Origin of the sequence: Erwinia mallotivora, assembly GCF_000590885.1 — a bacterium.
Lineage (GTDB): Bacteria > Pseudomonadota > Gammaproteobacteria > Enterobacterales > Enterobacteriaceae > Erwinia > Erwinia mallotivora.
This window is the reverse complement of record NZ_JFHN01000037.1, coordinates 51,535-75,227: the sequence shown is the minus strand read 5'-3', so window position 1 is coordinate 75,227 and position 23,693 is coordinate 51,535. Positions and strand designations below refer to the sequence as shown.

Annotated in this window: 20 protein-coding genes and 2 pseudogenes; 13 read left to right on the top strand and 9 right to left on the bottom strand. The window is 52.5% G+C overall.

Annotated elements, in window-relative coordinates:
- The 10 genes and pseudogenes from BG55_RS21400 to BG55_RS07235 all read left to right on the top strand — a co-directional run.
- Positions 1-264, top strand: a pseudogene (locus tag BG55_RS21400) (hypothetical protein); the annotation flags it as partial.
- A complete protein-coding gene (locus BG55_RS21395) occupies positions 261-1,124 on the top strand; it encodes a hypothetical protein (protein WP_052018737.1) in 864 nt (287 codons plus the stop codon). The pseudogene BG55_RS21400 and the gene BG55_RS21395, both read left to right, overlap by 4 nt.
- Positions 1,124-2,278 (top strand): hypothetical protein, encoded by a 1,155-nt coding sequence (locus tag BG55_RS21390; RefSeq protein ID WP_052018735.1) that lies wholly within the window; start codon positions 1,124-1,126, stop codon positions 2,276-2,278. Before BG55_RS21395 ends, BG55_RS21390 begins: the two co-directional genes overlap by 1 nt.
- 40 nt (positions 2,279-2,318) lie before the next feature.
- Positions 2,319-2,873, top strand: coding sequence for a hypothetical protein (locus BG55_RS07265; RefSeq protein ID WP_160170839.1), 555 nt, complete (start codon positions 2,319-2,321; stop codon positions 2,871-2,873).
- A gap of 610 nt (positions 2,874-3,483) precedes the next feature.
- Positions 3,484-3,903: a hypothetical protein gene (locus tag BG55_RS07260; protein ID WP_034935982.1), complete on the top strand. Its 420-nt coding sequence runs from the start codon at positions 3,484-3,486 to the stop codon at positions 3,901-3,903.
- 76 nt (positions 3,904-3,979) lie between these two features.
- Positions 3,980-4,315, top strand: a complete 336-nt coding sequence (locus BG55_RS07255) for a copper-binding protein (RefSeq protein ID WP_034935981.1) — start codon at positions 3,980-3,982, stop codon at positions 4,313-4,315.
- A 14-nt stretch (positions 4,316-4,329) separates the two neighbouring features.
- A complete protein-coding gene (locus BG55_RS07250; protein WP_034935980.1) occupies positions 4,330-5,583 on the top strand; it encodes a TolC family protein in 1,254 nt (417 codons plus the stop codon).
- Positions 5,580-7,061: an efflux RND transporter periplasmic adaptor subunit gene (locus BG55_RS07245; protein WP_034935977.1), complete on the top strand. Its 1,482-nt coding sequence runs from the start codon at positions 5,580-5,582 to the stop codon at positions 7,059-7,061. The genes BG55_RS07250 and BG55_RS07245 overlap by 4 nt, the downstream gene beginning before the upstream one ends.
- Positions 7,058-10,177, top strand: a pseudogene (locus BG55_RS07240) (efflux RND transporter permease subunit). Before BG55_RS07245 ends, BG55_RS07240 begins: the two are co-directional and overlap by 4 nt.
- Before the next feature lie 450 nt (positions 10,178-10,627).
- The gene (locus BG55_RS07235) at positions 10,628-11,296 is read left to right on the top strand and encodes an SDR family oxidoreductase (protein ID WP_152542687.1); all 669 of its coding nucleotides are present in this window, start codon (positions 10,628-10,630) and stop codon (positions 11,294-11,296) included.
- A 9-nt stretch (positions 11,297-11,305) separates the two neighbouring features.
- Here BG55_RS07235 and BG55_RS07230 read toward each other — a convergent pair whose 3' ends face one another.
- From BG55_RS07230 to BG55_RS07215, 4 genes are all read right to left on the bottom strand, one after another.
- Positions 11,306-11,527 (bottom strand): hypothetical protein, encoded by a 222-nt coding sequence (locus BG55_RS07230; protein ID WP_152542679.1) that lies wholly within the window; start codon positions 11,525-11,527, stop codon positions 11,306-11,308.
- A 107-nt stretch (positions 11,528-11,634) separates the two neighbouring features.
- On the bottom strand, positions 11,635-12,426 hold the full coding sequence (locus BG55_RS07225) for a DUF1460 domain-containing protein (RefSeq protein ID WP_034935970.1): 792 nt from the start codon (positions 12,424-12,426) through the stop codon (positions 11,635-11,637).
- Positions 12,427-12,780: 354 nt separating this feature from the next.
- A complete protein-coding gene (locus BG55_RS07220; protein ID WP_034935968.1) occupies positions 12,781-13,302 on the bottom strand; it encodes a phenolic acid decarboxylase in 522 nt (173 codons plus the stop codon).
- Between the two features lie 117 nt (positions 13,303-13,419).
- Positions 13,420-14,562 carry a glycosyltransferase gene (locus tag BG55_RS07215; protein ID WP_034935967.1) on the bottom strand — a complete coding sequence of 381 codons (1,143 nt, stop codon included), beginning with the start codon at positions 14,560-14,562 and terminating at the stop codon, positions 13,420-13,422.
- 660 nt (positions 14,563-15,222) lie between these two features.
- On the opposite strand from BG55_RS07215, the gene BG55_RS07210 reads away from it, so the two are divergent.
- Positions 15,223-15,621 (top strand): (R)-mandelonitrile lyase, encoded by a 399-nt coding sequence (locus BG55_RS07210; protein WP_152542678.1) that lies wholly within the window; start codon positions 15,223-15,225, stop codon positions 15,619-15,621.
- Positions 15,622-15,676: 55 nt separating this feature from the next.
- On the opposite strand, the gene uilS is transcribed toward BG55_RS07210, so the two are convergent.
- The 3 genes from uilS to BG55_RS07195 form a co-directional block, all read right to left on the bottom strand.
- On the bottom strand, positions 15,677-16,543 hold the full coding sequence (uilS, locus tag BG55_RS07205; RefSeq protein ID WP_034935965.1) for a UilS family quorum-quenching N-acyl-homoserine lactonase: 867 nt from the start codon (positions 16,541-16,543) through the stop codon (positions 15,677-15,679).
- A 113-nt stretch (positions 16,544-16,656) separates the two neighbouring features.
- Positions 16,657-17,193: a PadR family transcriptional regulator gene (locus BG55_RS07200; protein WP_052018731.1), complete on the bottom strand. Its 537-nt coding sequence runs from the start codon at positions 17,191-17,193 to the stop codon at positions 16,657-16,659.
- 30 nt (positions 17,194-17,223) lie between these two features.
- Positions 17,224-18,018 (bottom strand): siderophore-interacting protein, encoded by a 795-nt coding sequence (locus BG55_RS07195; protein WP_420889609.1) that lies wholly within the window; start codon positions 18,016-18,018, stop codon positions 17,224-17,226.
- Positions 18,019-18,401: 383 nt separating this feature from the next.
- Between BG55_RS07195 and BG55_RS07190 the strand changes: the two genes are divergently transcribed.
- Entirely contained in the window at positions 18,402-20,174 is a 1,773-nt protein-coding gene (locus BG55_RS07190) for a putative phage tail protein (RefSeq protein WP_152542676.1), read from the top strand.
- A 113-nt stretch (positions 20,175-20,287) separates the two neighbouring features.
- On the opposite strand, the gene BG55_RS07185 is transcribed toward BG55_RS07190, so the two are convergent.
- Positions 20,288-21,664 carry an NAD-dependent succinate-semialdehyde dehydrogenase gene (locus tag BG55_RS07185; RefSeq protein ID WP_034935959.1) on the bottom strand — a complete coding sequence of 459 codons (1,377 nt, stop codon included), beginning with the start codon at positions 21,662-21,664 and terminating at the stop codon, positions 20,288-20,290.
- A gap of 136 nt (positions 21,665-21,800) precedes the next feature.
- On the opposite strand from BG55_RS07185, the gene ptrR reads away from it, so the two are divergent.
- Positions 21,801-22,688 (top strand): putrescine utilization regulator PtrR, encoded by an 888-nt coding sequence (gene ptrR / locus BG55_RS07180; RefSeq protein ID WP_034935958.1) that lies wholly within the window; start codon positions 21,801-21,803, stop codon positions 22,686-22,688.
- Positions 22,689-22,917: 229 nt separating this feature from the next.
- Here the strand turns inward: ptrR and BG55_RS07175 are convergent, their stop codons facing one another.
- Positions 22,918-23,637 carry a carbonic anhydrase family protein gene (locus BG55_RS07175; protein ID WP_071994990.1) on the bottom strand — a complete coding sequence of 240 codons (720 nt, stop codon included), beginning with the start codon at positions 23,635-23,637 and terminating at the stop codon, positions 22,918-22,920.
- Between the last annotated feature and the right edge of the window lie 56 nt (positions 23,638-23,693).

Genomic DNA, 23,693 nt, shown 5'->3' with positions numbered 1-23,693 from the left:
TGTATGATGGCCGGTATTAAACCAGAGCAACTAAAAGGATTTGGTATGCTTAAGACACAAAATGCTCCGCTGCTCCCGACCATACGCTGGCCGGTACCAAAAAATAACCGGGGTGGAGAGTTCAGTAACCTCCGCGAAATTCTGGCACATCTTGAGGGTGAAGCCGCCGGGCACTGGCTTATTGGCCGCCACGGCATGTGGCACGGAGGCATCCACATCAGTGATGCCACCACCCCTGGTGTGCGCTCAGCGGTCAGGCGATGAATGAGGCTCTGGATTTTCCGCTGCCATTTCCGGGAGAGCAGCCCGTGCGGTGTATGGTGGACGGTGAGGTGGTGGCGTACCGGATTAACCGGGATTACCTCAGCGTGCCGTGGTACGGGGGGGATTTGTGCTACTCCGGGTCTTTTGTGCTTATTCGCCACCGTATTCAGCCAGGGAAAACGACAGAGGGCGCGCTGACCTTTTACACACTGTACATGCACCTCGCGCCGTGGCTGGCCTACCCGGGGCAGGACAGTACGGCGTTTAAGGTGGCGGACGGCCGGCATCTGAATGCGTATGTCGACATGTCCCGGCAGTGGATGGCGACGGTGCTGCCATCCGGCACGCGGGTGACATGGGACAAAGCGGACAGCGCCGGCATGATGACCGGAAGCAACGGGCGACAGTATGCGTACGTCACGCTGGCGGAGCCGGTTTCGGGCAGAATGAGCCTGAAAACCGGGGACCGGGTGTGGACGCTGTGCGACAGCGGCAATCTTCTTCCGGCCCGCGACAGCGCCACCCGTCCGGCGTGGTGGTCGCCATTCCTGCCGCCGTCACGTGAAGCCGTGCAGTTTGATACGGTGGTATGCCCCACCCCCTGCCCCATTAACGCCGGAGACCCGGTGGGCCATCTGGGGTATTTTCAGGTTCCCACTGAGGACGGGCATGAAAAACGCTATCAGGTGCATATCGAATGCCTGACCACGGATGACCTGCCGCGCTTCCTGAGCAATCCGGAAGGCACGGGGCGTGACACGCCCGCCTTTGCCCGCTGTCCGAAGGGCATTCCGGTGTACCTGAAAGACAGTGACGGAAAGGTATACCCGGGCCTGATAACCACGCAGACCGAAAGGTGATGGCGCTGTCCGGGCAGGCTGTGACGGACCAGGAAGGGAAACGCTACTGGCCGGGCGGGACATCGCACGGGCTGCTGGCAGAGTCGGATATGCAGTTGCTGTCGCAATATGACCTCACCGGTCGGGGTTTTGAAACGACGACAGACAGCCCGGCGAGCTTTGACCATCTCGATGGAAAGAAGCAGCCGAAAGGGCTGGTGAAGACAATTTTTGAGCGGTTTTTCAGCGTGGCGGATAACGACGGGAAGCCCTGGAGCAAGGCGGTGGCGTTCAACTACCGACAGCTGCTGAACAAAATTGACGACGTAAAATCTACCGGCTACTACCCGGAACAGTACCGGCGGGCGGTACAGAACCCGTCAATGCGCGATTACCTGTACCGTCTGTGCGTGAAACATCCCTGTGAGTGGTACTACTCATCGGAAGATCCGATCTGGAAGTCTTTCTTATCACCCACGATGAAGAAGGAATCGCCGGAATGGTACGCCTGGAGCGTGAAGATTCTGACGGACACGCGCTGGATGCATCTTGTGCCTTACATGGAAGAAAATCAGTGGCATATGCACCCGCTGGTGTTTCCTGACGCACTCAGGGCGAAGAAAAAACAGGGATGGGCACACAGCCCGTTTGCTGAGCTGTTGGGGAGCGTTGAGTCAAAAAATGATTACACAGCTTATAACCAAATTCACCATAACCCTAAACGAACGGTAGCAAAATACCATACAAATCTGACATCCATGACGATTAAACAGGTCATGGAAAATCAACTCCATACGAACGTGATGTTTGCCACAGGTCGTTTCCAAATTATACCGGGAACGCTAATAGAGGCGGTGAAATCACTCAAGCTCGATGTTAATTCCTTGTATGACGAAGCCACTCAGGATCGGATTTTCGAGGAGTATCTTATTACGGTTAAGCGACCTGCAATTATTGCCTTTTTAGAAGGAAATGGGAGTGTTGAAGACGCAATATATGACTGGGCTAAAGAATTTTCATCTGCTGGAGTTCGCAAGGGTAACGCGATTAGTAAAGGACGGATAGCGCAAGAGGAAGGGGTATCTTACTACTCTGGAGATGGCCTTAATCATGCACATCTGGCACCTGTTCAGATGATTAATATATTGAGAGAGTCGAAAAATGATGCTGACTAGCAGAATCTTCACCTATTTGCTTAGTGGACTGACTTGTCTGATGATCCCAGCCACTCATGCTACTGAGCTGCATGTTGCAGATATGCCTCAATTTAAAGATTATCCAGCTGATATAAATAAAGGGCCATTTTCCAATAAGTTAGATCTTTCTGGTGAGCAGGAAAAATATTCCAGCCACTGGAAGAAAATAACAAAAAATGAATTAAAAGAACCAGTAAATTTTGCTGGACATTATCGTATATACACTGATGACAAGAGCAGTGGAAATGAATGTCTTGACCATCAAGGCGGCGTGTGTGGTTGGGTTATAGATAAATTGTCCGGGAAGATTGTTGCGCAGCTTCCTGCTGTTGCCGGAACTAATGTCTATCAACAAGTTGCTGATAACAATACCCCCGTTGGTGAAGATTTCAGGATAGATACTCAGAAAAGCAGCAGCCTGATGATATTAACCGGCCAGGCGATCCCTCAAAAAATTGAGTATAATGATAATGGTATTCCAATAACGAATCCATGTCAGACTACCTATTACATTTTGGAGAATGAAGAATTTTCCAAAGTATTTGAGGATAAGAAAGGGTGTGCCGCTGATTAGTATTTTAACCTCCAGAGTGATGAATCTCGGTGAAACAAAAGGATCCTCTTAAGATCCTTTTTACAGTTCTGCACGTCACTCCCTGGTTTTGTCGAATGACGCCTTTTTCAGCTCCGTTTCAACTGGTCCGTGCTGGAAATAACAACCATAATCAGTCTCAGTTCCCTGATTTTCCCTGATGAATTTTTGTCACCTTTAAGGGTTGTTGAGCTGGCGATAAATGTTAATCAAACGGTAATCATCCCTTATAAGGCTATGCAGATAACCCACTGAAATAATATGAAATACCTGCAAAAAACTAACCACCCAATATTATTTCCGGTAAAAAAGCAAAACACCGCCAGGCTGCGAGCACGCTTTTATTTCGGAAAAAACAACCCTGACAGAGAAACAGAATGACTAAAAACCACGGGTATTTTTAGTTAAAATCACCATATATCCATGCTGATAAAAAATGTAAAAATAAAAACCATCACAACAAAAAATGCATTGTTATTAGATTTTTGATTGTTTGTTAAATTATTTACCAACTGCCGTTCTCCATATTTTTCTGGCTATGTATTACATGCCTGTGATTTAATCCGGCCATCCCATTTTGCAGGCTGATAATATGTTGCAGTTATTACGGATATTACTCAGAAAAGCCACGCGCCGCAGATACCGTCTGCGGGTGGGGCTGACCGTTGCCTGCTGGATACTGCTGAATATGCAACTGGTGACAGCCAGCCACCACAGCTTCCCGCCACCGGCCAGCGAGGGGAAGAGGCATTACGCAGCGGGGATGAACCACCCACTGACGCAAACCTGTCGTGAAAACACCAGTCAGAAGCTGCTGTGTGAAAAGCACTGCCACCCGGACAGAATACAGCCATCGTCGGCCACACCGTTACATCCTGATGCCGTTGCGCTGGAAACCCTGATGCTGATACCCGTCCGTAAGCCGGAACAGTACAGCACCCTCACAGCATGGCAGACCCCACCCGTAACCGGACCGCCAACTGAAATACGCTTCTGTCGTTTCAGAGAATAAAAAACCGTAATCAAAATCATCAGGTTATCGCCCACGCGCGTGGGTTCCTTTTTATTTTTTTTACGGACAATTAATCATGCATATTCTCTTTAAACTTTTTGCCGTTGCCACTGTTGCCCTCCCCGCTTTTAACGTCGGTGCCGCCGATCACCACATGGACTCACAGCCGTTATCTGCCCGTCACTCTGACGCAGCCCCGGTGTTTGCCGCCAGCGGCACAATCAAAGCCTGGGGCGAGGATACGGTTTCGCTGGCACATCAACCAATCCCGCAACTGAACTGGCCTGCGATGACCATGCATTTTTCACTCGACGGCTATCAGGGGCAGAGATTTACCGCCGGGCAACAGGTGAATTTCACCTTCCGCCAGACCGACTCCGGCTACGCACTCATTTCCGTTACCGCGAAATAACCGTCGGAGTCACTATGCACATCTCACGTCATCAGGCAGCCTGCGGGCTGCCCCTTCTGCTGTTGCTGCTTGTCAAAAGCAGCCCGGCCACCACCCTCGACGAGGCCCTTATCGCCGCTGAGCACTACTCGGCCGAACTGTCAGCCAACAGCAATCAGCGTGATGCGCTGGAGAACCTGGCCGACTCCGCCCTGCAACTTCCCGATCCTAAAGTAAAGTTTGGCATTGAAAATGTGCCGGTGGCAGGAAACAACCACGGCAGGCTGACCCGTGAAGCCATGACCATGCAGCGGATTGGCTTTATGCAGGAATATGTCAGCCTGACCCGGCGGGAACGCAAAGCTGATGCCATCAGGGCCGATGCGCGCAGAACCGCCAGCAATGCCGCCGTGATCCGTGCGCGCCTGCAACGGGAGACTGCCCGGGCCTGGCTGGCACTGGCACTGGCAGAAAAAACGCTGAAATCAGTACAACACATCATCAGCGAAACCACCCGCCAGACAGGCGCGCAAATCGCCAGTGTGGCCAGCGGCAGCGCCAGTGCGGACAGCGTACTGGAGCTGAAACTGGCCCTCAACGCCATGAAAAATGAGGAAGATAACGCCCGCCGCGATGTTCAGCTGGCACAGGAAAAATTGTGGCAGCTGACCGGTGAAAAAATCCACAAAATCAGCGGCAGCCTGCCGCCGATAAGCCAGCTACCCGCCGATGAAACCACCCTGATAAATGCGGTCAAGCAGCATCCTGAGATCCTTCAGGCACGACGTGATGCCGATCTGGCGCTGGCAAAATCCGCGCAGTCAGCCGTGGCAGCCATCCCCAATGTTGGGGTGGAAGTCTACTACGCGCATCGTGCGGATCGTCTCGATGATATGGTCGGCATTATGTTCAGCGTGGATCTGCCGCTGTTGCAGGGCAGACGACAGGATAAGGACCACGCTGCCGACGTGTCACGTACTCATGAGGCGGGCGACAGGCTGACACAGTTAATCCGCGAGCATCAGTCTCAGGTTAACAGCCTGATTTTTGACTATAACGCGGCAAAATCACGCTACCAGCGGCAGCAGAATGACGTTCTGCCATTGTTGCAGCAGCGGATTGACCTGCTGAAGGCACAGTATCGTTCAGGCACCAGCACGCTGTCACAGCTACTGGCCGCCAGGCGGGCGTGGCTGGATGGGCAGATAGCCCGCGACAATGCCGAAAAAATCCTTGCAGATGCCTGGACGGCGCTGCGCTACCTCGTACCACAGGATGTGATCCAATGAAACAGAAAGCCCGTCTTACTCTTTACCTGTTGCTGCCACTGCTTGCCGGCGCGGCAGGCTTCTGGCTCGGCAGACAGCAGGAACACGGCACACCAGCCGCATCGCCACAGAGTGTCACCGACCGGGAGCGTCAGATACTTTACTGGTATGACCCGATGAGCCCGGCCACCCGCTTTGACAAACCCGGAAAGTCGCCGTTTATGGATATGGATCTGGTGCCCCGCTATGCCAGTGAAACAGACAATAACGAAGGGGTGATCATCAGCGCCCGTCAGCAGCAGAATCTGGGGATACGCACGGCAAAAGTAACGCGACAGCCAGCAAAAATGCGCTTTTCCGCCTCCGGCACCATCGCCACCGACCAGCAACATATCGAGGTCATCCCGGCGTTAACCAGCGGCGTGGTGGAAAAACTCTATGTCAGCGCGCCGCAGCAGTGGGTTAAAAAAGGTCAGGCGCTGGCACAAATCTGGCATCCACAATGGGCAGCCGCTCAGCAGGAGTATCTGGCGGTTCGCCGACTGGGCGATGCCTCGTTGAGCGCCGCAGCCCGTCAGCGGCTGGCGCTTCAGTTTATGCCGCCGGATTTGATCCGCGAAGCAGAACGACGTGGAACGCCACAACTGAGGATCACCGTCCGCGCGCCTTATGATGGCTATATCAACCAGCTGGGCGTGCGGAAAGGTGCACAGGTTTCTGCCGGCCAGTCACTGTTTGAGCTGGCAACGCTCGATCCGGTATGGCTGGTGATTGATTATGCGGAAAATCAGGCCAGCCTGCTGAGCCGGGGAAGCAGCATAACGGCAACCAGCCTCAGCTGGCCCGGTGAGCAATTCCACGGACGGGTCAGTGAACTTCTGCCCGATCTCGCCAGCGCCACCCGCACCCTGCAAGCCAGAGTGGTGATGGAAAATCCGCACCATCAGCTCAAACCAGGGATGTATCTCAGCGTCGGGCTGGCAGAGGCAACAGCCATGCCAGCGGTGTTAACCATGCCGGAAGAGGCGCTGATAATCACCGGAAGCAGCAATCAGGTCCTGGTCAGCGAAGGTGAAGGCCACTTTCACCCGGTCACGGTTACCACCGGCTTCACCCAGGATGGCAAGGTGGAAATTCTCTCCGGTCTGGATGAAGGCGCAGAGGTTGTGACTTCGGGTCAGTTCCTGATTGATTCGGAGGCCAGCCTGCGCAGCGCCCTGCCGCAAATGAGCAGCGCCAGCGCATCGCCACCTTCCGCCACGCCGACTTACGCCACCCGGGGCGTGATTAAAGCGATCAACACCGATTCCATCACCATTGCGCACCAGCCGGTTGCTGAGCTGAACTGGGCCGCAATGACCATGGATTTCATCATCGACAGCGGACAGAAACAGTCGCTGACAACAGGCCAGCAGGTGATGTTCAGCTTTACGCTGGGCGATGAGGGGGCACGGATAACCTCGATAATGCCGGTGCGCGATACCAGGGGGCAGCCATGACAGCCGCAATAATTCGCTGGTCATTACATAACCGGCTGCTGGTGCTGGCGGCGGCGCTGATCCTCGCCGTCTGGGGGATCTGGTCCGTTCAGCAAGCTCCGCTGGACGCGCTTCCGGATCTGTCCGATACCCAGGTGATCATCCGGGTGAATTACCCGGGCAAGGCGCCGCAGATTGTTGAAGACCAGCTGACCTGGCCGCTGACCACCACCATGCTGTCTGTACCGGGGGCGAAAACCGTTCGCGGCTATTCGATGTTTGGCGATGCCTATATTTATATCCTGTTTGCCGATGGCACCGATCCTTACTGGGCGCGCTCCCGCGTGCTGGAATATTTAAGTCAGGTGCAAAGCAGTCTGCCAGCCGAAGCAAAGACCTCGCTGGGGCCGGATGCCACCGGCGTCGGCTGGATTTATGAATATGCGCTGACCGACAAAAGTGGTCACTACAGCGCCGGCGATCTGCGGGCCATGCAGGACTGGATACTGAAATATGAGCTGAAAACGGTGCCTGATGTGGCGGACGTGGCCAGCACAGGCGGCATGATAAAAGCCTGGCAGGTGGTGGTGCTGCCGGAACGGATGCGGGCGCTGAATATCACCCACCAGATGGTGATCGACGCCATCCGGCAGGCTAATCAGGAAGGCGGCGGCTCCGTCCTGGAGATGGGCGAATCAGAATACATGGTGCGTACCCGTGGCTATCTGCGCACCGTCAGTAACTTCAGCCAGGTGGTGATTGCATCACGCAATGGCATACCGGTCATGCTTTCCGACGTGGCCACCGTGCGTCGTGGTCCGGCCATTCGTCGGGGCGTGGCAGAACTTAACGGTGAAGGCGAAGTGGCTGGCGGCATTATCATTATGCGCTCCGGTAAAAATGCCCTGACCACTATCAACGCCGTGAAAGCCCGCCTGGCAGAGGTGAAAAAAAGCCTGCCGGATGGCGTAGAGATCGTCCCGGTTTATGACCGCTCCACCCTGATTGAAAATACGGTGAAGACGCTGACCCATAAGCTGATTGAAGAGTTCATCGTGGTGGCCGTGGTCTGTTCACTGTTTCTGTTTCATTTTCGCAGTGCGTTGGTGGCAATGATCACCCTGCCGCTCGGCATACTCGGTGCTTTTATCGTCATGCACTATCAGGGGGTGAGTGCCAATATGATGTCGCTTGGGGGGATCGCTATTGCCATTGGGGCGATGGTGGATGCGGCTATCGTCATGATTGAAAATATGCACAAAGTACTGGAGCAGTGGCGACATCAGCATCCTGACGGCCAGCCGGTTGACTACTGGCAGATTACCCGCTAGGCGGCAACGGAAGTCGGTCCGGCGCTGTTTTGCAGTCTGCTGATTATCACCCTGTCATTCATTCCGGTATTCACCCTGGAAGCTCAGGAGGGTCGGATGTTCTCCCCGCTGGCCTTCACCAAAACCTGTGCCATGGCTGTCTCGGCAGGACTGGGTATTACCCTGGTGCCGGTGCTGATGGGCTTGTTTATTCGCGGCACTATCCCGGACGAAAACGCCAGCCCGCTCAATCGCTGGCTGATCCGCCTTTACACGCCACTGCTCAATAAGGTGCTGTTACGACCCGGAATAACCCTGGCCACCGCTGCCCTGCTGCTGCTGGCTACACTGTGGCCACTGGCAAAACTGGGCAGCGAATTTCTGCCGCAGATTGATGAGGGAGATTTGCTGTATATGCCCTCCACTCTGCCGGGCATCTCCAGCCGCGAAGCGGCACGGCTGCTGCAACTGACCGATCGGCTAATCAAAACCGTCCCGGAGGTGAAAAGCGTATTCGGTAAGGCCGGACGCGCTGATACCGCCACCGATCCCGCCCCGCTGACCATGCTGGAAACCACCATTCAGTTCAGACCCAAAAGCGAATGGCGCGCCGGAATGACCATGAATAAGCTGATTGCGGAACTGGATGAGACGGTGAATGTGCCTGGCATTGTCAATATCTGGGTGCCGCCCGTTCGCAATCGTCTGGATATGCTCTCAACCGGGATTAAAAGCCCGGTGGGGATCAAAGTAAACGGCAGTAATCTGGCGCAGATCGAAAAAACCGCCGCTGAAATTGAGCAGATTGTCCGCAAGGTGCCGGGCGTCACCTCCGCGCTGGCTGAACATCTTGATGGTGGACATTATGTTGAAATCAACATTAATCGCCAGCAGGCTGCACGTTACGGTGTCACCGTTGCTGAATTACAGTCAGTTATCACCAGCGTGGTGGGCGGAGAAAATATTGCTGAAACCCTTGAGGGCCGTGAACGTTATCCCATTAACCTGCGCTATCCGCGAGAGATACGCGATTCGCTGCAAAAATTGCGCGAGTTGCCGGTCATCACTGCGGACGGTGCGCAGCTGACGCTGTCGGCGCTGGCAGATATCAGGGTGACCGACGGACCGCCAATGTTAAAGAGTGAAAATGGTCGCCTTTCGGCCTGGATATATGTTGATCTGCGCGACCGCGACCTGAAGTCAGCCGTACTGGCGATGCAGGAGGCGGTGAACCGTCAGCTGGTGCTTCCTCAGGGGATCTCCCTGAGTTGGTCCGGGCAGTACGAATACCTGCAACGCGCCAGCGCAAAGCTGAAAATTGTGCTGCCCTTCACCCTGGCGATCATTTTTCTTCTGCTCTGGCTGACCTTCAATCGGGTAAAAGATGCCCTGCTGATTATCGGCACCCTGCCTTTTTCCCTGATTGGCGGGATCTGGCTGCTGTGGCTGCTGGGCTACAATCTGTCGGTGGCCGCGGCGGTGGGTTTTATCGCGCTGGCGGGCGTCGCAGCCGAGTTTGGCGTGATCATGGTGCTCTATCTGAATCAGGCGATTGCCAGACGGAGTACGGAAAGCCAGCCGTTAATCACGGAAAGTCAGCTCCATGAGGCCATTCATGAAGGCGCGGTGCTGCGGGTGCGACCAAAAGTAATGACCGTCGCCACGATTATGGCGGGTCTGCTTCCCATCATGTGGGGCAGCGGAGCAGGCTCTGAGGTGATGCAGCGGATCGCCGCGCCGATGATTGGCGGCATGATCACCGCCCCACTGCTTTCGATGCTGGTTATCCCGGCCATTTATCTGCTTATCCACCGCAATGCGAAATAAGGAAGAAGGGCTGGCAACAGGCCAGCCCCTGCCGGTTTTGCATCAGGCCAGAGCCATCACGACACCCCGGCGCTTCACTGGTTACGGACGGCCCTCGTAGCCATCACGCCAGCTTGCAACGACAGCCTCAGTCATAATTTGCCGTTCTCTGACAGAGTTCTCCTCACTATAGCTTTTACCGGCAAAAACCAGGTCATCTCTGACACGGTCAGACAGTCCGGTGCGCTGAACTCTGTCAGATGCTGTGCGGCCTGATCCGCATTAATTATTGATAGTTAACAGGAAATGAAAAAATTACCGCCTGCTGAATTTTCCATATCGTGCCACTACGCGTGGCGCGCACAGGCTGGTCATCATCAGCCGTGCTAAATTTCTTATACCCTCTACCTGATGAGCACAGTTGAGCCAGTCAGTAGCAGGTACTCCCCCCTTAACCCAGGAGAGAAGATGATCAATACAGAACGAAAAGCGTTAATCGTGGGTGCCTCACGCGGTATTGGTGCAGGTCTGGTCACCACACTGGATATGCAGCAATGGCAGGTTACCGCAACCACACGAAGTACCATTGCGGAGCACGGCACAGAGGTGCGCTGGCTCAGTGCTGACATTAACATCCCCTCGCAACGGGAAGCCCTGAGGCATTCACTTGATGGCGAACAGCTCGATCTGATTTTTATCAATGCCGGTGTGTTTGGACCAGACCATCAGGATATCCGCCAGGCCAGCGATGAGCAGCTGGTCGCGCTGTTTATGACCAATGCCTTCTCGCCGGTACGCTGTGCGCTGGCGCTGCTTCCCCTGCTGGCGGAAAAGGGAGTACTGGCGTTGATGACCTCACAACTGGCAAGCCTGAATGAAAACGCGGCAGCCACCTATCCACTCTACTCCGCCAGTAAAGCGGCGTTGAATATGCTGACGCGTGATCTGTCAGCGCATCTGCGGGGATCCCAGACGCTGTTGTGTGTCCATCCTGGCTGGGTACAAACGGATATGGGCGGTGAAAACGCGACCCTGACCGTTGCAGAGAGCACCAGCGGAATAGTCAAACAAATGGACGCATGGCGTGGTAAAGGTGGCCATCACTATATTGACTATGCTGGACGAACGCTGCGCTGGTAGCAACGAAAGTTACGGCTGTTTACTGCTCTTATTAATGCGCGGCGCAGCAACCTCATTCCAGTCCGGTTGATCGCCGGACATAATCGCCCGCCGCTGAGTCGGAGTGATCTGCTGATTCATATCCGGCATGATTTTTCGTGCTGACTGACTGGCGATACTGTCACTGCTGCTATTTGCCGTGCAGCCCACCGTGGCTGATATCAGTAAACAGACGGTTGCTAATTTCAGCATGATGAAATATTTCCTTATTCCGGCAATAGCCATCCGTTTTTTCAGCATGGTACTCAGCCGGTAATATCAATGAAGATACCACCGGCTGTTACCAAACTGACCCTGTATTAAAGTGCGCGCAGGACAATTATTCCAGGCTTACTTTTCATATAATCCAGCAGCGGTGAATCAACCACTTTCTGATTTTTATCGAGTGACGAGGCGTTTCTGAACCAGACCTTACCGTCCTTTTTGATAACAATCCCAACATGTGAAACATCCAGCCCGGCGATGGGCGAATAAACGCCGATAAAGTCACCGGTTCTGAGGTTATCCAACACGCTCTGATTAATGTGAGCGCCGGCAATATAGTTTATTTCTCTGGAAACAGTCCCCAGCCCGCTAATAAATTCACCGCCGTCTGATTTTCTGTTGAGATTTTTTCTGACGGTCACATAGTCCTGACTGATCAACGTGGTAACGTCTGTTGCATTGCGTGGCATCGTTGCAAACCAGTCGGTGAAAAAATGTTTGCGGTGCAGATAATCAACTTTGCTGTCGATATAACGTGTTTTAATCAGCTGTGGCAGAAAATCATCAGGTTTTTGCGAGTGGCTTAGCGCATTGACATAATCAATCAGCGTAAAACAATCGACGCCATTAAAGTCAGCGACCAGCACCTCTGGTTGCGTTGCAGAGCCGGAAAGCGTATCTGACTGATAGGGGGTGCCAAGGAAATAAGCTGAAATTTGTTCAATCCGTTCTCCCTGCGTACTACTGCCTTCTGGCACAACGGTATTGTCGATAATTTTTGCGGCTTGCTGTGTAGTGAAAGGATCTGTCCGGGTCTGCCAGGCAGAATGCACTGAACTACAGGCTGTCAGTGCCAGGGTGAGAAATAATGCCGATTTCATTTTCATTTGCTGTGTCCTTCAGCGTTGACCGGCTGCGAATTTAAATAATTTATCTCAGCCGGGCAATATCTTCTTCCATCTCGTTTATGGTTGATTCAGAAATATGACCAGAAATTTAATTCTGTAGAAATTCAGCCCCACCCACCTGCCGGATTCAGTATAAACGCCAACAGGAAGCATTCAGATGCAATAACGTTAAAATTTCCAGAAACTTATTTCTGCACCTACAGGCTTTATAGTTCTCTCTCTGGATGTGCACGACGAATATTAACGCCATAAATGATGGTTCAGGCGGCACAGGCCTGAACCTGTAACAGGATACGTCTGCTGTTAATAATTTACGATAATCAGGAAAAATAGCTATTTGTCATCGAAGAAATTATCCGGAAGTTGCCCTGGCGGCATGTTGATCACCGTATCGTTATCGACGCCCTCATTTTTCATATAAGTTACGCGGGCAAACTCAGGAATAACCACATAAGGCCACACCGGACCCTGGTCACGGAATCGGTGCATATCCTCAATAAATTCATTTTGATAGCAGATGGTTTTTTCCGGATGGTGACCTTCACCCGCGATCCACTGAGGAAAAAAAATGGTTCCGTGAATCAGTTTCCTTTGCGAGTCAAACAGCAAACTGACACAGGTTCCTGTTGGTTCGTGCCAGTCCACCTTGTAAATTCCGGGGGCAAACTGTACGGCATTCATTTTTTGATGAGTAACCCAACGCCCACCGACCAGCCCGTGATGGATACGATAATCGCAGGTGGTGTCATTGCGGGCATACCACTCGTATTTCCAGCCATTATCATAGGTATAAACAAAATGTGTGCCCGTGAAGCCGGACAGGTCGCCGGATATATCCTGTTGCGTATTATTCATAACATCTCCTTTATTACTGTTCAGTACGAAAATAATAAACCGCAGCAAAACTCAGTTATTAATTCAGGACGCGTACGTCTGCTCACTCTGGCGGAAGGGAGTTAAGCAAAGCGGCGATCAAAGACGATGCGGCCTGTTGTAGATATGAAGCAATTTTTGGTGGTGTGTTTGTGGATCGTGCTCAGTTCTGATCCTGTTAACAGCCGCGTTGGCCTTGACGGTAATTTGCAGTGGGTGGGTAATAATATCCAGAATAAGTATTTTCAGCCGATCGACTCTCTGCTGGCGAAGTTTATCCCGGTCTACAGAGGATAATACCGGCAGTTCCAGGTCATCATTCAGTTGCTGAACAATCTGCCAGCCAACATCGGGGGGATTAATTTCAGCAAGTGCGCGGACATTGCTGGTGATAACCGGGCAGCCGCATGACTGCATCTCCAGCACCGAAAAACCATAAGCTTCAGCCCAGCTGGGTAGCAACCCGACATCAGCATGTTGAAATAACAGGCGCAATTGATCCTGAGACATGCTGGTGAGATGTTCAAATACAGAGTGGCGGGCGATGGCCATTTCTGTTGCCTGAAAAAAAGCAGCGCTGTCCTGGTGAGCACCCAGTGCATCATTGTGGCGATGAGTTAAATCCCCAACCAGCCTGACTCTGACCTGACTGGCGGCAATCATGCCATCGGTAAGCAACTGCTCAAAAGCGAGCACCGTTTCGGCGCCCCCCTGACGATAAAACTCCCCGGCGACAAAAACAAAATGTACCGGCAGCTGATCAAGGCGTTTGCGGCGATTTTGCACGTAAAGCGGCTGGGGTGGCGGGATAACCTGCATCTTATGCAACAACGTCGCTGAAAATTGCGGCATCCTGCTCAGTAATTTTCGTTCCACATAATAAGCCGCATTTGATAAGGCAATTAATGCAACACAATTTTCGCCAGCCAGTGCAGAAAGGATTTTTGTCGGTTCCGCTACACTTTTATATTCATCTCCCGGGGAAATAACCTGCGCTAAAAGAGAGTCAAATGTTACCAGCCACTTTCGGTCAGTCAGGGCAACCTGATTGAACAGATGGTAAATATCAACCTCGCCATCAGGGAATACAGTTAAAGGTTTGAAGAGAAATGTTTTTCGACGACTCAGAATATCTGTATAAAAATAGACATTTTTTTTATCACAGTTGATGTATTCGACATCGCTGTCGACCTGAACAGCTTTCAGACCAGGATGATGAAAACCAGAATAACCAACGCGCATTGCACCCCCTCTGTTACAGACCAGCAGCTGAAGCACTCAGCTTCTCAGATAATAAAACACCCTTCCCCGACGGCGACGTTCTGAATAACCTTTACAACAACACATAAACTGCAAGCTGTAAATCCAGGGTAAATCTTAATATCGATTTATAATCTGACATCAGTTACAGCGCAAACGTAAATATATCGATAAAGGGTCGAAAAATATTAATTACTCTCACTGTTTTTGGCCGTAGTTGTTTTTAAATTGGTATGCATCCGGATATAAATTCAGTAAACTTATGCAGCAGCCTGAGGTAAGTTGATATTTAAGACAATGAAAATAAATCATTCATAGCGTAGCGATAAAGGTAAAAAAAATTTGTCTCAATTTTTTTATTTTAATCAATACCAGCGTTATGCAGAGTAATCCTGCAACCATGCTTGCCAGTTTATACCGGGCGAGCTGTTCACGATGCCGGGGTGAAAAGCGGTTATATTCTGTCAGTCGGCAAAAGCGGGCAACAATTAAGATAAATTGCAGGCTTTATTACATGTCACAGCCATTAATGAATGAGGCTGATAAGCCCTATCGGCCATGCGGATTAGTTATTGCGCTCAAACTACTCTAAGATCTTTGCGTATCAGATAACCGCTTACAGACAATAAACTGAGGCTGAAGATGATTGATATTTTTAAGCAGGGCAGTACCCCCGAAGCCACTGGCCCCGACGATTACTTTACCGGCAGTGTTAAAATTAACGCCCCTTTTAAAACCACTGAACCTGCCCGCGTCAGTGGCGCGACCATCTCTTTTCCGGCTGGCGCACGCACGGCCTGGCATACGCATCCTCTTGGGCAGACGTTGATCGTGACACAAGGACAGGGGCTGGTTCAGGAGTGGGGTAAAGCCGCTCAGACCATCGCTCAGGGCGATATCATCTGGATACGGCCCGGTGTCAAACACTGGCATGGTGCCTCAGCCGGTTCCGCAATGACGCATATTGCCATTGCGGAAGCGCTGGAGGGCAAAGTGGTTGACTGGATGGAAAAGGTCAGCGACGAGCAGTATCAGCAGTAAATTCAGTGATGCGAGCAGCCGGTCTGCGGACGCCAATGCCCCCAGACCGGTCTGATTACAGATTTTGAATAAACCATTCGGTCTGCACCTGAATAACCCGTCTGAAATGCTCTCCGGAATAGATATCGTAGTGGCGGGCGTCTTTTTCTTCGTACAACTTTTTGTTCTGGCCACCCACCGCCTCATATAACGCACGGCCCTGCTCCGGTGAATTCACCCTGTCCTTCTCAGCGATAACCACCAGCGTCGGGCAGCTGACCTGAGCAGCGCTTCGCGCAGGATGATATTGCAGCGTCTCCCTTACCGTCAGGAACGGGATTTTGATATCCATTTTGGGATAGCTGGCTCTGTTTTCTTCGAAAAAGGCCTTCGACTCCGCATCGCTCAACACCCTGGTAATGCCGACAAACATCTCTTTGCCGGTCAGCTGCTGCCTGTCAGCCATTTTGTTCAACGTGGCAAGAAAAGCTGTCTTTTCATCATCATCCATGCCACCTGTTACAATTTCCTCACCGTCGGCGAATGCCAGTTGGCTGACAATACATTTTATCTCTGCATCCTGTGCCGCCGCCGCAAATACATGACAACCGCCAAAAGAGGTGCCCCATAAGCCGATCCGTTCGCCATCCAGTTGCGGTTGTTCCCTCACCCACTGGATCACAGAGACGATATCAGCAATCTGCATCGCCGGAACCAGACGCCCACGCTCTCCCTCACTGTCACCGAAACCCCGATAATCAAAGGTTACAGTAGCAAACCCGGCACGGGTAAAAGCGGCGGCAAAGTCAGGCAGCAGGATCTCACGGATGCCACAAAAGCCGTGACACAGAATGACCGTTGGACTTTTGGGGCGGGCATGTTCCGCAGGGGTTTGCAGGGTAAGCACAATGCCGTTGGTGAGTTTATGTACTGAAGTTTTCATCAGAAAGAATTCCTTTTCGTTGAATCAATATGACGCGCAGAACCCGGCCTGCGAGGAAGTGAATCAGCGCCATAACATAGCGACTGAATCTGGCAGCGTCACTAATTTAATGATCAACTGCGCTCAATTTTTTTGGCTGCCTCATCCAGTGCGTCGATAATGGCATGCAGCGTGTGTTCCGCCAGCTCTGGCCGTGAGAGACGGGTATTCAGCGCCATTTTCATATTGTGAATGGCACGCTGCACTTCCGGCAGGCTACGGTTTTCTGCCAGTATGGCAAGGGAGGAGAGCCGGGAAAGAATATTTTGCAGACTGTCATGCTGCTGTTGCAGGTAATTCTCACCGGCAGGCGTCAGGCTGAATGCCTTGCGTCCCGATTGCGGTCCATCGCTACGGATATACTCCAGCTCTTCCAGCAATGACAGGCCGGGATAAATGATACCCGGGCTGGGGGCATACTCTCCCTTTGACAGCTCCTCCACCGATTTAATCAGCTCGTAACCGTGAGCCGCCCCCTGTGAAACAAAATGCAGTATCAACAGCCGGATATCGCTGGCATCGAGCATCTTCTCCCGGCGTTTTCTGCGAACACCCGCACAGGCCGATGGTGAGTCAGCCAGGGGGTCTTGTTGAGATAAATGTGGTTTCATGCGCTGCCTGTGATGATAAGTGGCGGCCGGTCAGCCGGACTGTTTCTGGTGCCAGTATGCCACAGCACGGACAAAATCGGCCTGTAAACCCCGCTGAATGATAAAGTAGTCGCTAAGCTGTTTTACGGCAGCGCCTTCGCCGGTCAACCAGATAAAGTAATCCTGTTCAGGTAATGCCAGACGATCCAGTTGTGTCATCAGCGCAGCCACGCCCTGCTGGTGCATAGCGCCACTCCCCAGCCAGCAGATCTCCACATCCGGTAACGTGCCAAGATAGTCACGCCCTTTTTCTTCATCAACAAACGCATACAGTCTGAGAGACTCTCCGCTAAGAGTCTGACAACGCCGCCGGAAGGCAGGCAAACCGCTCTCGTCACAGACATACAGCTGAAAGTGGTAATCCTCCGGCACAATCAGTGAACCGCGTGGGCCTCCGACAGCCAGCCTGTCGCCAGCCTGAGCACGAGACGCCCAGTCGCTGGCAAGACCTGAGGCGTGCAGGTAGAAATCCACCGTGAGGCGACTGATACCATCAAAAAACAGCGGCGTGTAGTCACGAGCCGCAGGCCGAACGCCCTCTTTCCACACCACGCCCTCCTCTGTTATTTCCGGCAGATGAAACTCACCGGTTGCAGCATCCGGAAAAAACACTTTGATGTGATCGTCAAAACCCGCTGATGTAAACCCTGCCAGCGCCTCACCGCCAAACTCAACGCGGTAAAAGCTGTTGGCAATCAACGTTTTTGACAGTACTTCCACCGGGCGAAAACGTAATTCGTTTCTGATGCGGCGTGGCAGGCGTTCTGAAGACTTTGACAAGTTGATTCTCCTCTGAGCAATTGGACGGCAGGTGGATGTGCACCAGCGGTAAGAAATATATCTGTGATATATCTTAACTGCAAGCGCGTCTGCATCACAAAGGCCACTACTGGTTGGCGAACAGGCTGTATTCTGTTAAACAAAAGTAAACATTCAATCATCCCCGCCCTTAAAAAAAACCAGTGAATTGCTGAATTTTACTGCGCTTTTTCCACAAAATTTTCAGCAGAAAAATAAACACAGGCCGGGCGCGCAATAAAACAGAGGGTGGTGTTTTTTGCTCTGTATCCCGCGTCATTCCCGGCTCCAGTAAAGAGTGGCAGTGAAGGTTTTACCTCGCCACTCCGCTTTATAATCTGCTGACCAGTTTATAAAAAGAGGCAAAAACCATGTCACCAGCTCTTCGCTCCGGAACGTCACCCAGTGTGGTTTATACGTTACACAGTATTGATGAATTACGTAATCATGAACCCTATGAACATGGCGAGCTTGCCATTGTGCTGGAATACAACAGCGGGACACAATTTGGCGGAGGTATCTTTGTCTATGACATGGATGATACGCATTCGCGCGACGATGGCGGTTACATTTTTATTACCCGGGGAGGAAAGCGCTGGAGACGTCACCTCAACACGCTGAACGATCTCAACGTGGTTCATTTTGGCGCGGTTGCCGATGGGCAGACTGACTGCCTGGATGCGGTAAAGCGGATGTGGGAATGGTCACGTATAGAAACCGATGGCATCCGCCTGAACGAAGATATTGGCATCCGCTTTCCTGCCGGACGCTTTTTTATCTCCTCATTTGATATTGCCGATGAATTTATTGACTGGGACGCGACGAAATTCCGTCTGGCCGGTGAAAGCGTTAATTTTGGCTATCACAATAATACTTTCCTGGTTTCCAACAACGACAGTAACTACATGTTCAGGGTGAAAGCCCGCTTCGTTGAGATAACCGGTCTGGCGATTGATGGTCGCAGTGATTTCGACGGCGCACGCAATCACAAAGGTTTTTATGAAAATACCAACCCTGGCGGTCAGTTCCTGCGCGTTTCAGGCATGACTTTCTGTAACATGGGGGGCCGCAGTCTCAGCCTGATAGACACTCTCGATTGTAAAATCGACCAGTGGTATGCCTCCAACTGTCACGAAACGGTCATTCATGCCAGATGGTCCGATCAGGTCATCGGTTCCTGGGATCACGTTACCGCCATTGAGCTGACCAACTTTAATATTCAGGGGGGCCGCAACAGCCATATGCTGTGGCTACCGCGTGCCACTCAGTGTCTGATCTGGAATGGCTGGATTGAGCATACCGAATTCCCGGGAAATATTTCTAACGGCCAGTGGACGCTGACCGCACTGAATATTGAAAACTGCCCTAACCCCCTTCTTGCGCACTACACCCGTATCGTCTCTTCACAGCTTAACCTGCAATCCGGCTCGTGGATTGATACCAGCGAACAGGGTGAAAACTGGCTGAATGAGTGGGAAATGGGCCGCACCTGGTATGAAAACCACGGGGTACGGCTGGAAGGTTCGCTGAGTTACGATTACATCTCGTCCACTGAGTTTATGGATAACCAGAGACAGGATGAAGCCTGGTTTCTGCTGGGCAATATGCACATGGAAAACTGGCAGTCTAATACGCAAATCAAACTGATTGGCAGCTCCGAATGGTACGTTATGCGACAGACTCAAACCGACTTTGATCCCGGCACCGCCGAAGGACGTGCCGATCTCTTTTTGCATAACGTGCAGGGAAGCGTCAGCGGTGCCTGGTCCTGTATCGGCTCGTCCCCTGTTACCCGGGTCCATCTGGAGAGTACCGGCAATAACCGCGTCAATATCTATCTGAAGATCAACAAATTTACCGCATGGGTGAAAGCCTTCGTGACCACCAATTCGCCCGATCGCTTCAACGCCGGGGTCACCTTCAGATTTGACAAAAAGTATCAGCGAATTGAAGACCAGGGAAAAATCAATGAGCTGGACAACGCGGCGGTTAACTGTTTCAACCAGACGTGGATCGGCAACCGCCAGGTGGGAATCGGTTACAACAATGATAATGAGCTGCTGTTCCGGGGGCAGATTGATAATAATCAGCTGCTGATTCGGGTCAACGGCCAGCGCTATGGCATTCCGTTGACCCGGCGCTGATTGCTAAGCATGGCCGCATTGCTGTGCGGGGGCCTGAAAGAGGGATCTCATCAGGCCTGACGTCAGGGCGGTTTGCCAGCCGCTGTTCAGGGCGGCCGGCAACCCGGACTGATTCAGGACGCCAGCCAGACGGTCTGCGCATTAGTGAATTCGCGGATACCAAAGTGCGACAGTTCACGCCCAAAGCCACTGCGTTTCACGCCACCAATGGGTACGCGGGGATCGGAGAAACTGGGCGAATTGATAAACACGCCACCGGTCACTATCCGCGTCGCCAGCTGACGGGCCTTCTCCAGGTCCTGACTCCACAAACTGCCGCCCAGCCCGAACTCAGAATCATTGGCCATGGCAATGGCATGTTCCGCATCCTGAGCCACGATCAGCGAAGCCACCGGCCCGAACAGCTCCTCAGTGAAGCTGGTCATTCCCGGCGTGACGCGACTGAGTACGGTTGGCGCATAGAAATTGCCCTTACCGGGGATGATATGCCCGCCGAGCAGACATTCTGCCCCTTCTGCCAGCGTGGCCTGCACCTGGGCATCCAGTTCATCACGCAGATCATAGCGCGCCATCGGCCCGATGTAAGTTGCCTCATCCGTGGGATCGCCCACCACCATCTCTTTCACCGCGGCGACAAATTTGTCGCGGAATTCGGCAAACACCGCCTCTTCCACGATGATCCGCTTGGCGGCTATACAGATCTGCCCGCTGTTCATAAAGCGCCCGGAAATGGCTCCCTGAACAGCCGCGTCAATATCCGCATCGGCCAGCACGATAAACGCATCTGAGCCCCCCAGTTCCAGCACGCTTTTTTTCAGGGCTGCACCGGCAAGGCTGGCAACAGCGGCACCGGCACGTACGCTACCGGTCAGCGTCACCGCAGCAATCCGGCGATCGTTAATGATGGTCGCCACCGCATCATTGTCGGCGTTAACCACGGAAAACAGCCCGTCCGGTACCCCTGCCGCCGCCAGAATATCCTGCAACAGCAGTGCCGTGCCGATCACATTCGGGGCAGGTTTTAACAGGTAACTGTTACCCGCCATAAATATGGGTACGGCACCGCGCAGCACCTGCCAGACCGGGAAATTCCACGGCATAATGGCCAGAATCGGACCCAGCGGCAGATAGTGTACCGATGCCTTATTATCTTCTACCAGCGTCGGTTCAGGCGCGATAAAACCCGGTCCCTGCTGCGCATACCACTCGCACAGACGGGCGCATTTTTCCACTTCCGCCTGGCTCTGGCCGATCGGTTTACCCATTTCTGCGGTCATCATCCCGGCCAGTTCAACGGCACGCACTCGCAGCGCTGTTGCCATATTCAGCAACAGTTCACTGCGGGCCTGCGGCAGGCTCAGCCGCCACGTTGCAAAGGCGCGGCTGGTCTTCTCCAGCACGCTTTCCACTTCAGCCGCAGAAGCAAATGGCGTCTGGCGAATCACTTCACCGGTAAAAGGATTTCGGGATTCAGAACAGGTAGCAGTCATAAAACAGCCCTCCAGTGACCACGGCAACAGCACATTGCCGGTATAAACGATAATTAATGGCCTCCAGCATAGGCGGCTTGTACCTTTCTGAAAAATGAATAATAGTGAAAATATCCTGCTCAAAATGAGAATAGTTATGGATCTGACCCAACTGACCGTCTTTCGTGCCATTGCCGAACAGGGAAGCTTCACCGCTGCTGCTGAAAAGCTGCATCGCGTTCCCTCCAATATTTCCACGCGTTTACGCCAGCTGGAAGATGAGCTGGGCACCGAACTTTTCACCCGTGAAAAACTGCGCCTGCACATCACCGATGCCGGGCGAACCCTGCTGGATTATGCCTGCCGTATTCTGGCACTGGTCGAAGAGGCGCAACAGCAGGTTTCCGGTTCGCATCCTGCGGGCATTTTCACTCTGGGTGCCATTGAAAGTACCGCTGCCGTTCATCTTCCGCCGCTGATCGCCCGTTATCATCAGGCCTGGCCGCAGGTGGAACTGGATCTGTCAACCGGCCCTTCAGGGGAGATGATCGACGGATTACTGGCTGGCCGGTTCAGCGCGGTGTTTATTGACGGACCGCCCAGACATCCGGAGCTGGAAGGTGTGGCGGTATTTCCGGAAGAGATGGTGGTGATCTCGTCGCTCAATCACCCACCGGTCACCAGTGCCGACAATATCGCCGGGGCGACGATATATGCTTTTCGTGCCAACTGTTCTTATCGCCGATTGTTTGAAAACTGGTTTTCCCGTGCAGGCTCTGCACCGGGAAAAATATTTGAAATGGAGTCCTATCACGGCATTGTGGCCTGCGTCAGCGCCGGTGCCGGACTGGCAATGATCCCGCTGAGTATGCTGAAGAGTATGCCGGGCCGGGACAGCGTGCAGGCCTGGCCGGTTGCCGATGGGATGGGAGAAATTGCTATCTGGCTGGTATGGCGTAAAGGCAGTGCCCCGGCCAATCTGCGCGCTATGCTGGATCTGCTGGAAACGCGTCAGACGAACAACGATGAGCGCGATAAACGATAGCGAAAAACCGCCAGCACAGACATGTACTGGCGGGGGTGCAGCTAATGGTTATGAACACTCCTTTGTTCAGCCATTAACAGGTGGTGGCTACACGGAGAACATATTTTCAGACAGACTAACCAGGGTATATCCGGCACGGTAAGAGCCTGTGTCATCATGGCTGGTTACCTGCCATTCTGAACATGGGCGCTGCCCGAAATCCTCACATACTTCGGAATAATAAAAAACCTTATAAGAATTCCAGTCTGCCGCCTTCGAGATGATACAGCGTCCCAACTATTTTAATTTTCCGGTCACTCTCAAGAGAAGCAAGAACGGCACTTTTATTACGGATATTTTCGATGGTCAGCAATACATTGCTCCTGGCAATCGCATCAATATATTGATAGTCGTTAACATCCTTTTCGCCGGAATAGTTCGTTTTTTCAATTGCAGGCTTAATTTTTTCCAGCAGAGAGGTCAGATTACCCAGTTTAGCATCAGATGCTGCGCCTTTAATGGCACCACATTTGGTGTGTCCCATCACCATCACCACTTTCGCCCCGGAGAGCGCACAGGAAAACTCCAGACTACCGAGAATATCGTCATTTTCAATATTACCCGCCACACGACAATTAAATAACTCGCCAATACCGGTATCCGTGATAATTTCGGCAGGTGTTCGGGAATCAATACAGCCCAGGATGACCGCAACCGGATACTGTCCGCCACGGCTGGTCCGTTTTTGAGAAAGAAAGTCATGTTCGAGCTTTTCACCATTTCTGAAACGCTTATTCCCCGCTTTAATCATCTCAATCACCTGGTCTGGCGAAAGATTATCGCGTTCCTCTTTAGTGAGCAGCGCAGATTTTGCTGCGGCATTGAAAGGGATCCCGGAAAGAAAACCGCTGGCAATAACCGTTGAAAAAAGCGTGGCTTTTTTAATGAAAAAACGTCTGTCAGACTGCATAAACACCTCATGCTGATTCAGAATTTATTAACGGTAATCCGGCAGGCACGACAGTA

Bases quoted from the DNA above. Each gene is read 5' to 3' on its own strand.
- BG55_RS21395 (WP_052018737.1), top strand. From the start codon at position 261: ATGAATGAGGCTCTGGATTTTCCGCTGCCATTTCCGGGAGAGCAGCCC.
- BG55_RS21390 (WP_052018735.1), top strand. From the start codon at position 1,124: ATGGCGCTGTCCGGGCAGGCTGTGACGGACCAGGAAGGGAAACGCTAC.
- BG55_RS07265 (WP_160170839.1), top strand. From the start codon at position 2,319: ATGATCCCAGCCACTCATGCTACTGAGCTGCATGTTGCAGATATGCCT.
- BG55_RS07260 (WP_034935982.1), top strand. From the start codon at position 3,484: ATGTTGCAGTTATTACGGATATTACTCAGAAAAGCCACGCGCCGCAGA.
- BG55_RS07255 (WP_034935981.1), top strand. From the start codon at position 3,980: ATGCATATTCTCTTTAAACTTTTTGCCGTTGCCACTGTTGCCCTCCCC.
- BG55_RS07250 (WP_034935980.1), top strand. From the start codon at position 4,330: ATGCACATCTCACGTCATCAGGCAGCCTGCGGGCTGCCCCTTCTGCTG.
- BG55_RS07245 (WP_034935977.1), top strand. From the start codon at position 5,580: ATGAAACAGAAAGCCCGTCTTACTCTTTACCTGTTGCTGCCACTGCTT.
- BG55_RS07230 (WP_152542679.1), bottom strand. From the start codon at position 11,527: ATGCTGAAATTAGCAACCGTCTGTTTACTGATATCAGCCACGGTGGGC.
- BG55_RS07225 (WP_034935970.1), bottom strand. From the start codon at position 12,426: ATGAAAATGAAATCGGCATTATTTCTCACCCTGGCACTGACAGCCTGT.
- BG55_RS07220 (WP_034935968.1), bottom strand. From the start codon at position 13,302: ATGAATAATACGCAACAGGATATATCCGGCGACCTGTCCGGCTTCACG.
- BG55_RS07215 (WP_034935967.1), bottom strand. From the start codon at position 14,562: ATGCGCGTTGGTTATTCTGGTTTTCATCATCCTGGTCTGAAAGCTGTT.
- BG55_RS07210 (WP_152542678.1), top strand. From the start codon at position 15,223: ATGATTGATATTTTTAAGCAGGGCAGTACCCCCGAAGCCACTGGCCCC.
- uilS (WP_034935965.1), bottom strand. From the start codon at position 16,543: ATGAAAACTTCAGTACATAAACTCACCAACGGCATTGTGCTTACCCTG.
- BG55_RS07200 (WP_052018731.1), bottom strand. From the start codon at position 17,193: ATGAAACCACATTTATCTCAACAAGACCCCCTGGCTGACTCACCATCG.
- BG55_RS07190 (WP_152542676.1), top strand. From the start codon at position 18,402: ATGTCACCAGCTCTTCGCTCCGGAACGTCACCCAGTGTGGTTTATACG.
- BG55_RS07185 (WP_034935959.1), bottom strand. From the start codon at position 21,664: ATGACTGCTACCTGTTCTGAATCCCGAAATCCTTTTACCGGTGAAGTG.
- ptrR (WP_034935958.1), top strand. From the start codon at position 21,801: ATGGATCTGACCCAACTGACCGTCTTTCGTGCCATTGCCGAACAGGGA.
- BG55_RS07175 (WP_071994990.1), bottom strand. From the start codon at position 23,637: ATGCAGTCTGACAGACGTTTTTTCATTAAAAAAGCCACGCTTTTTTCA.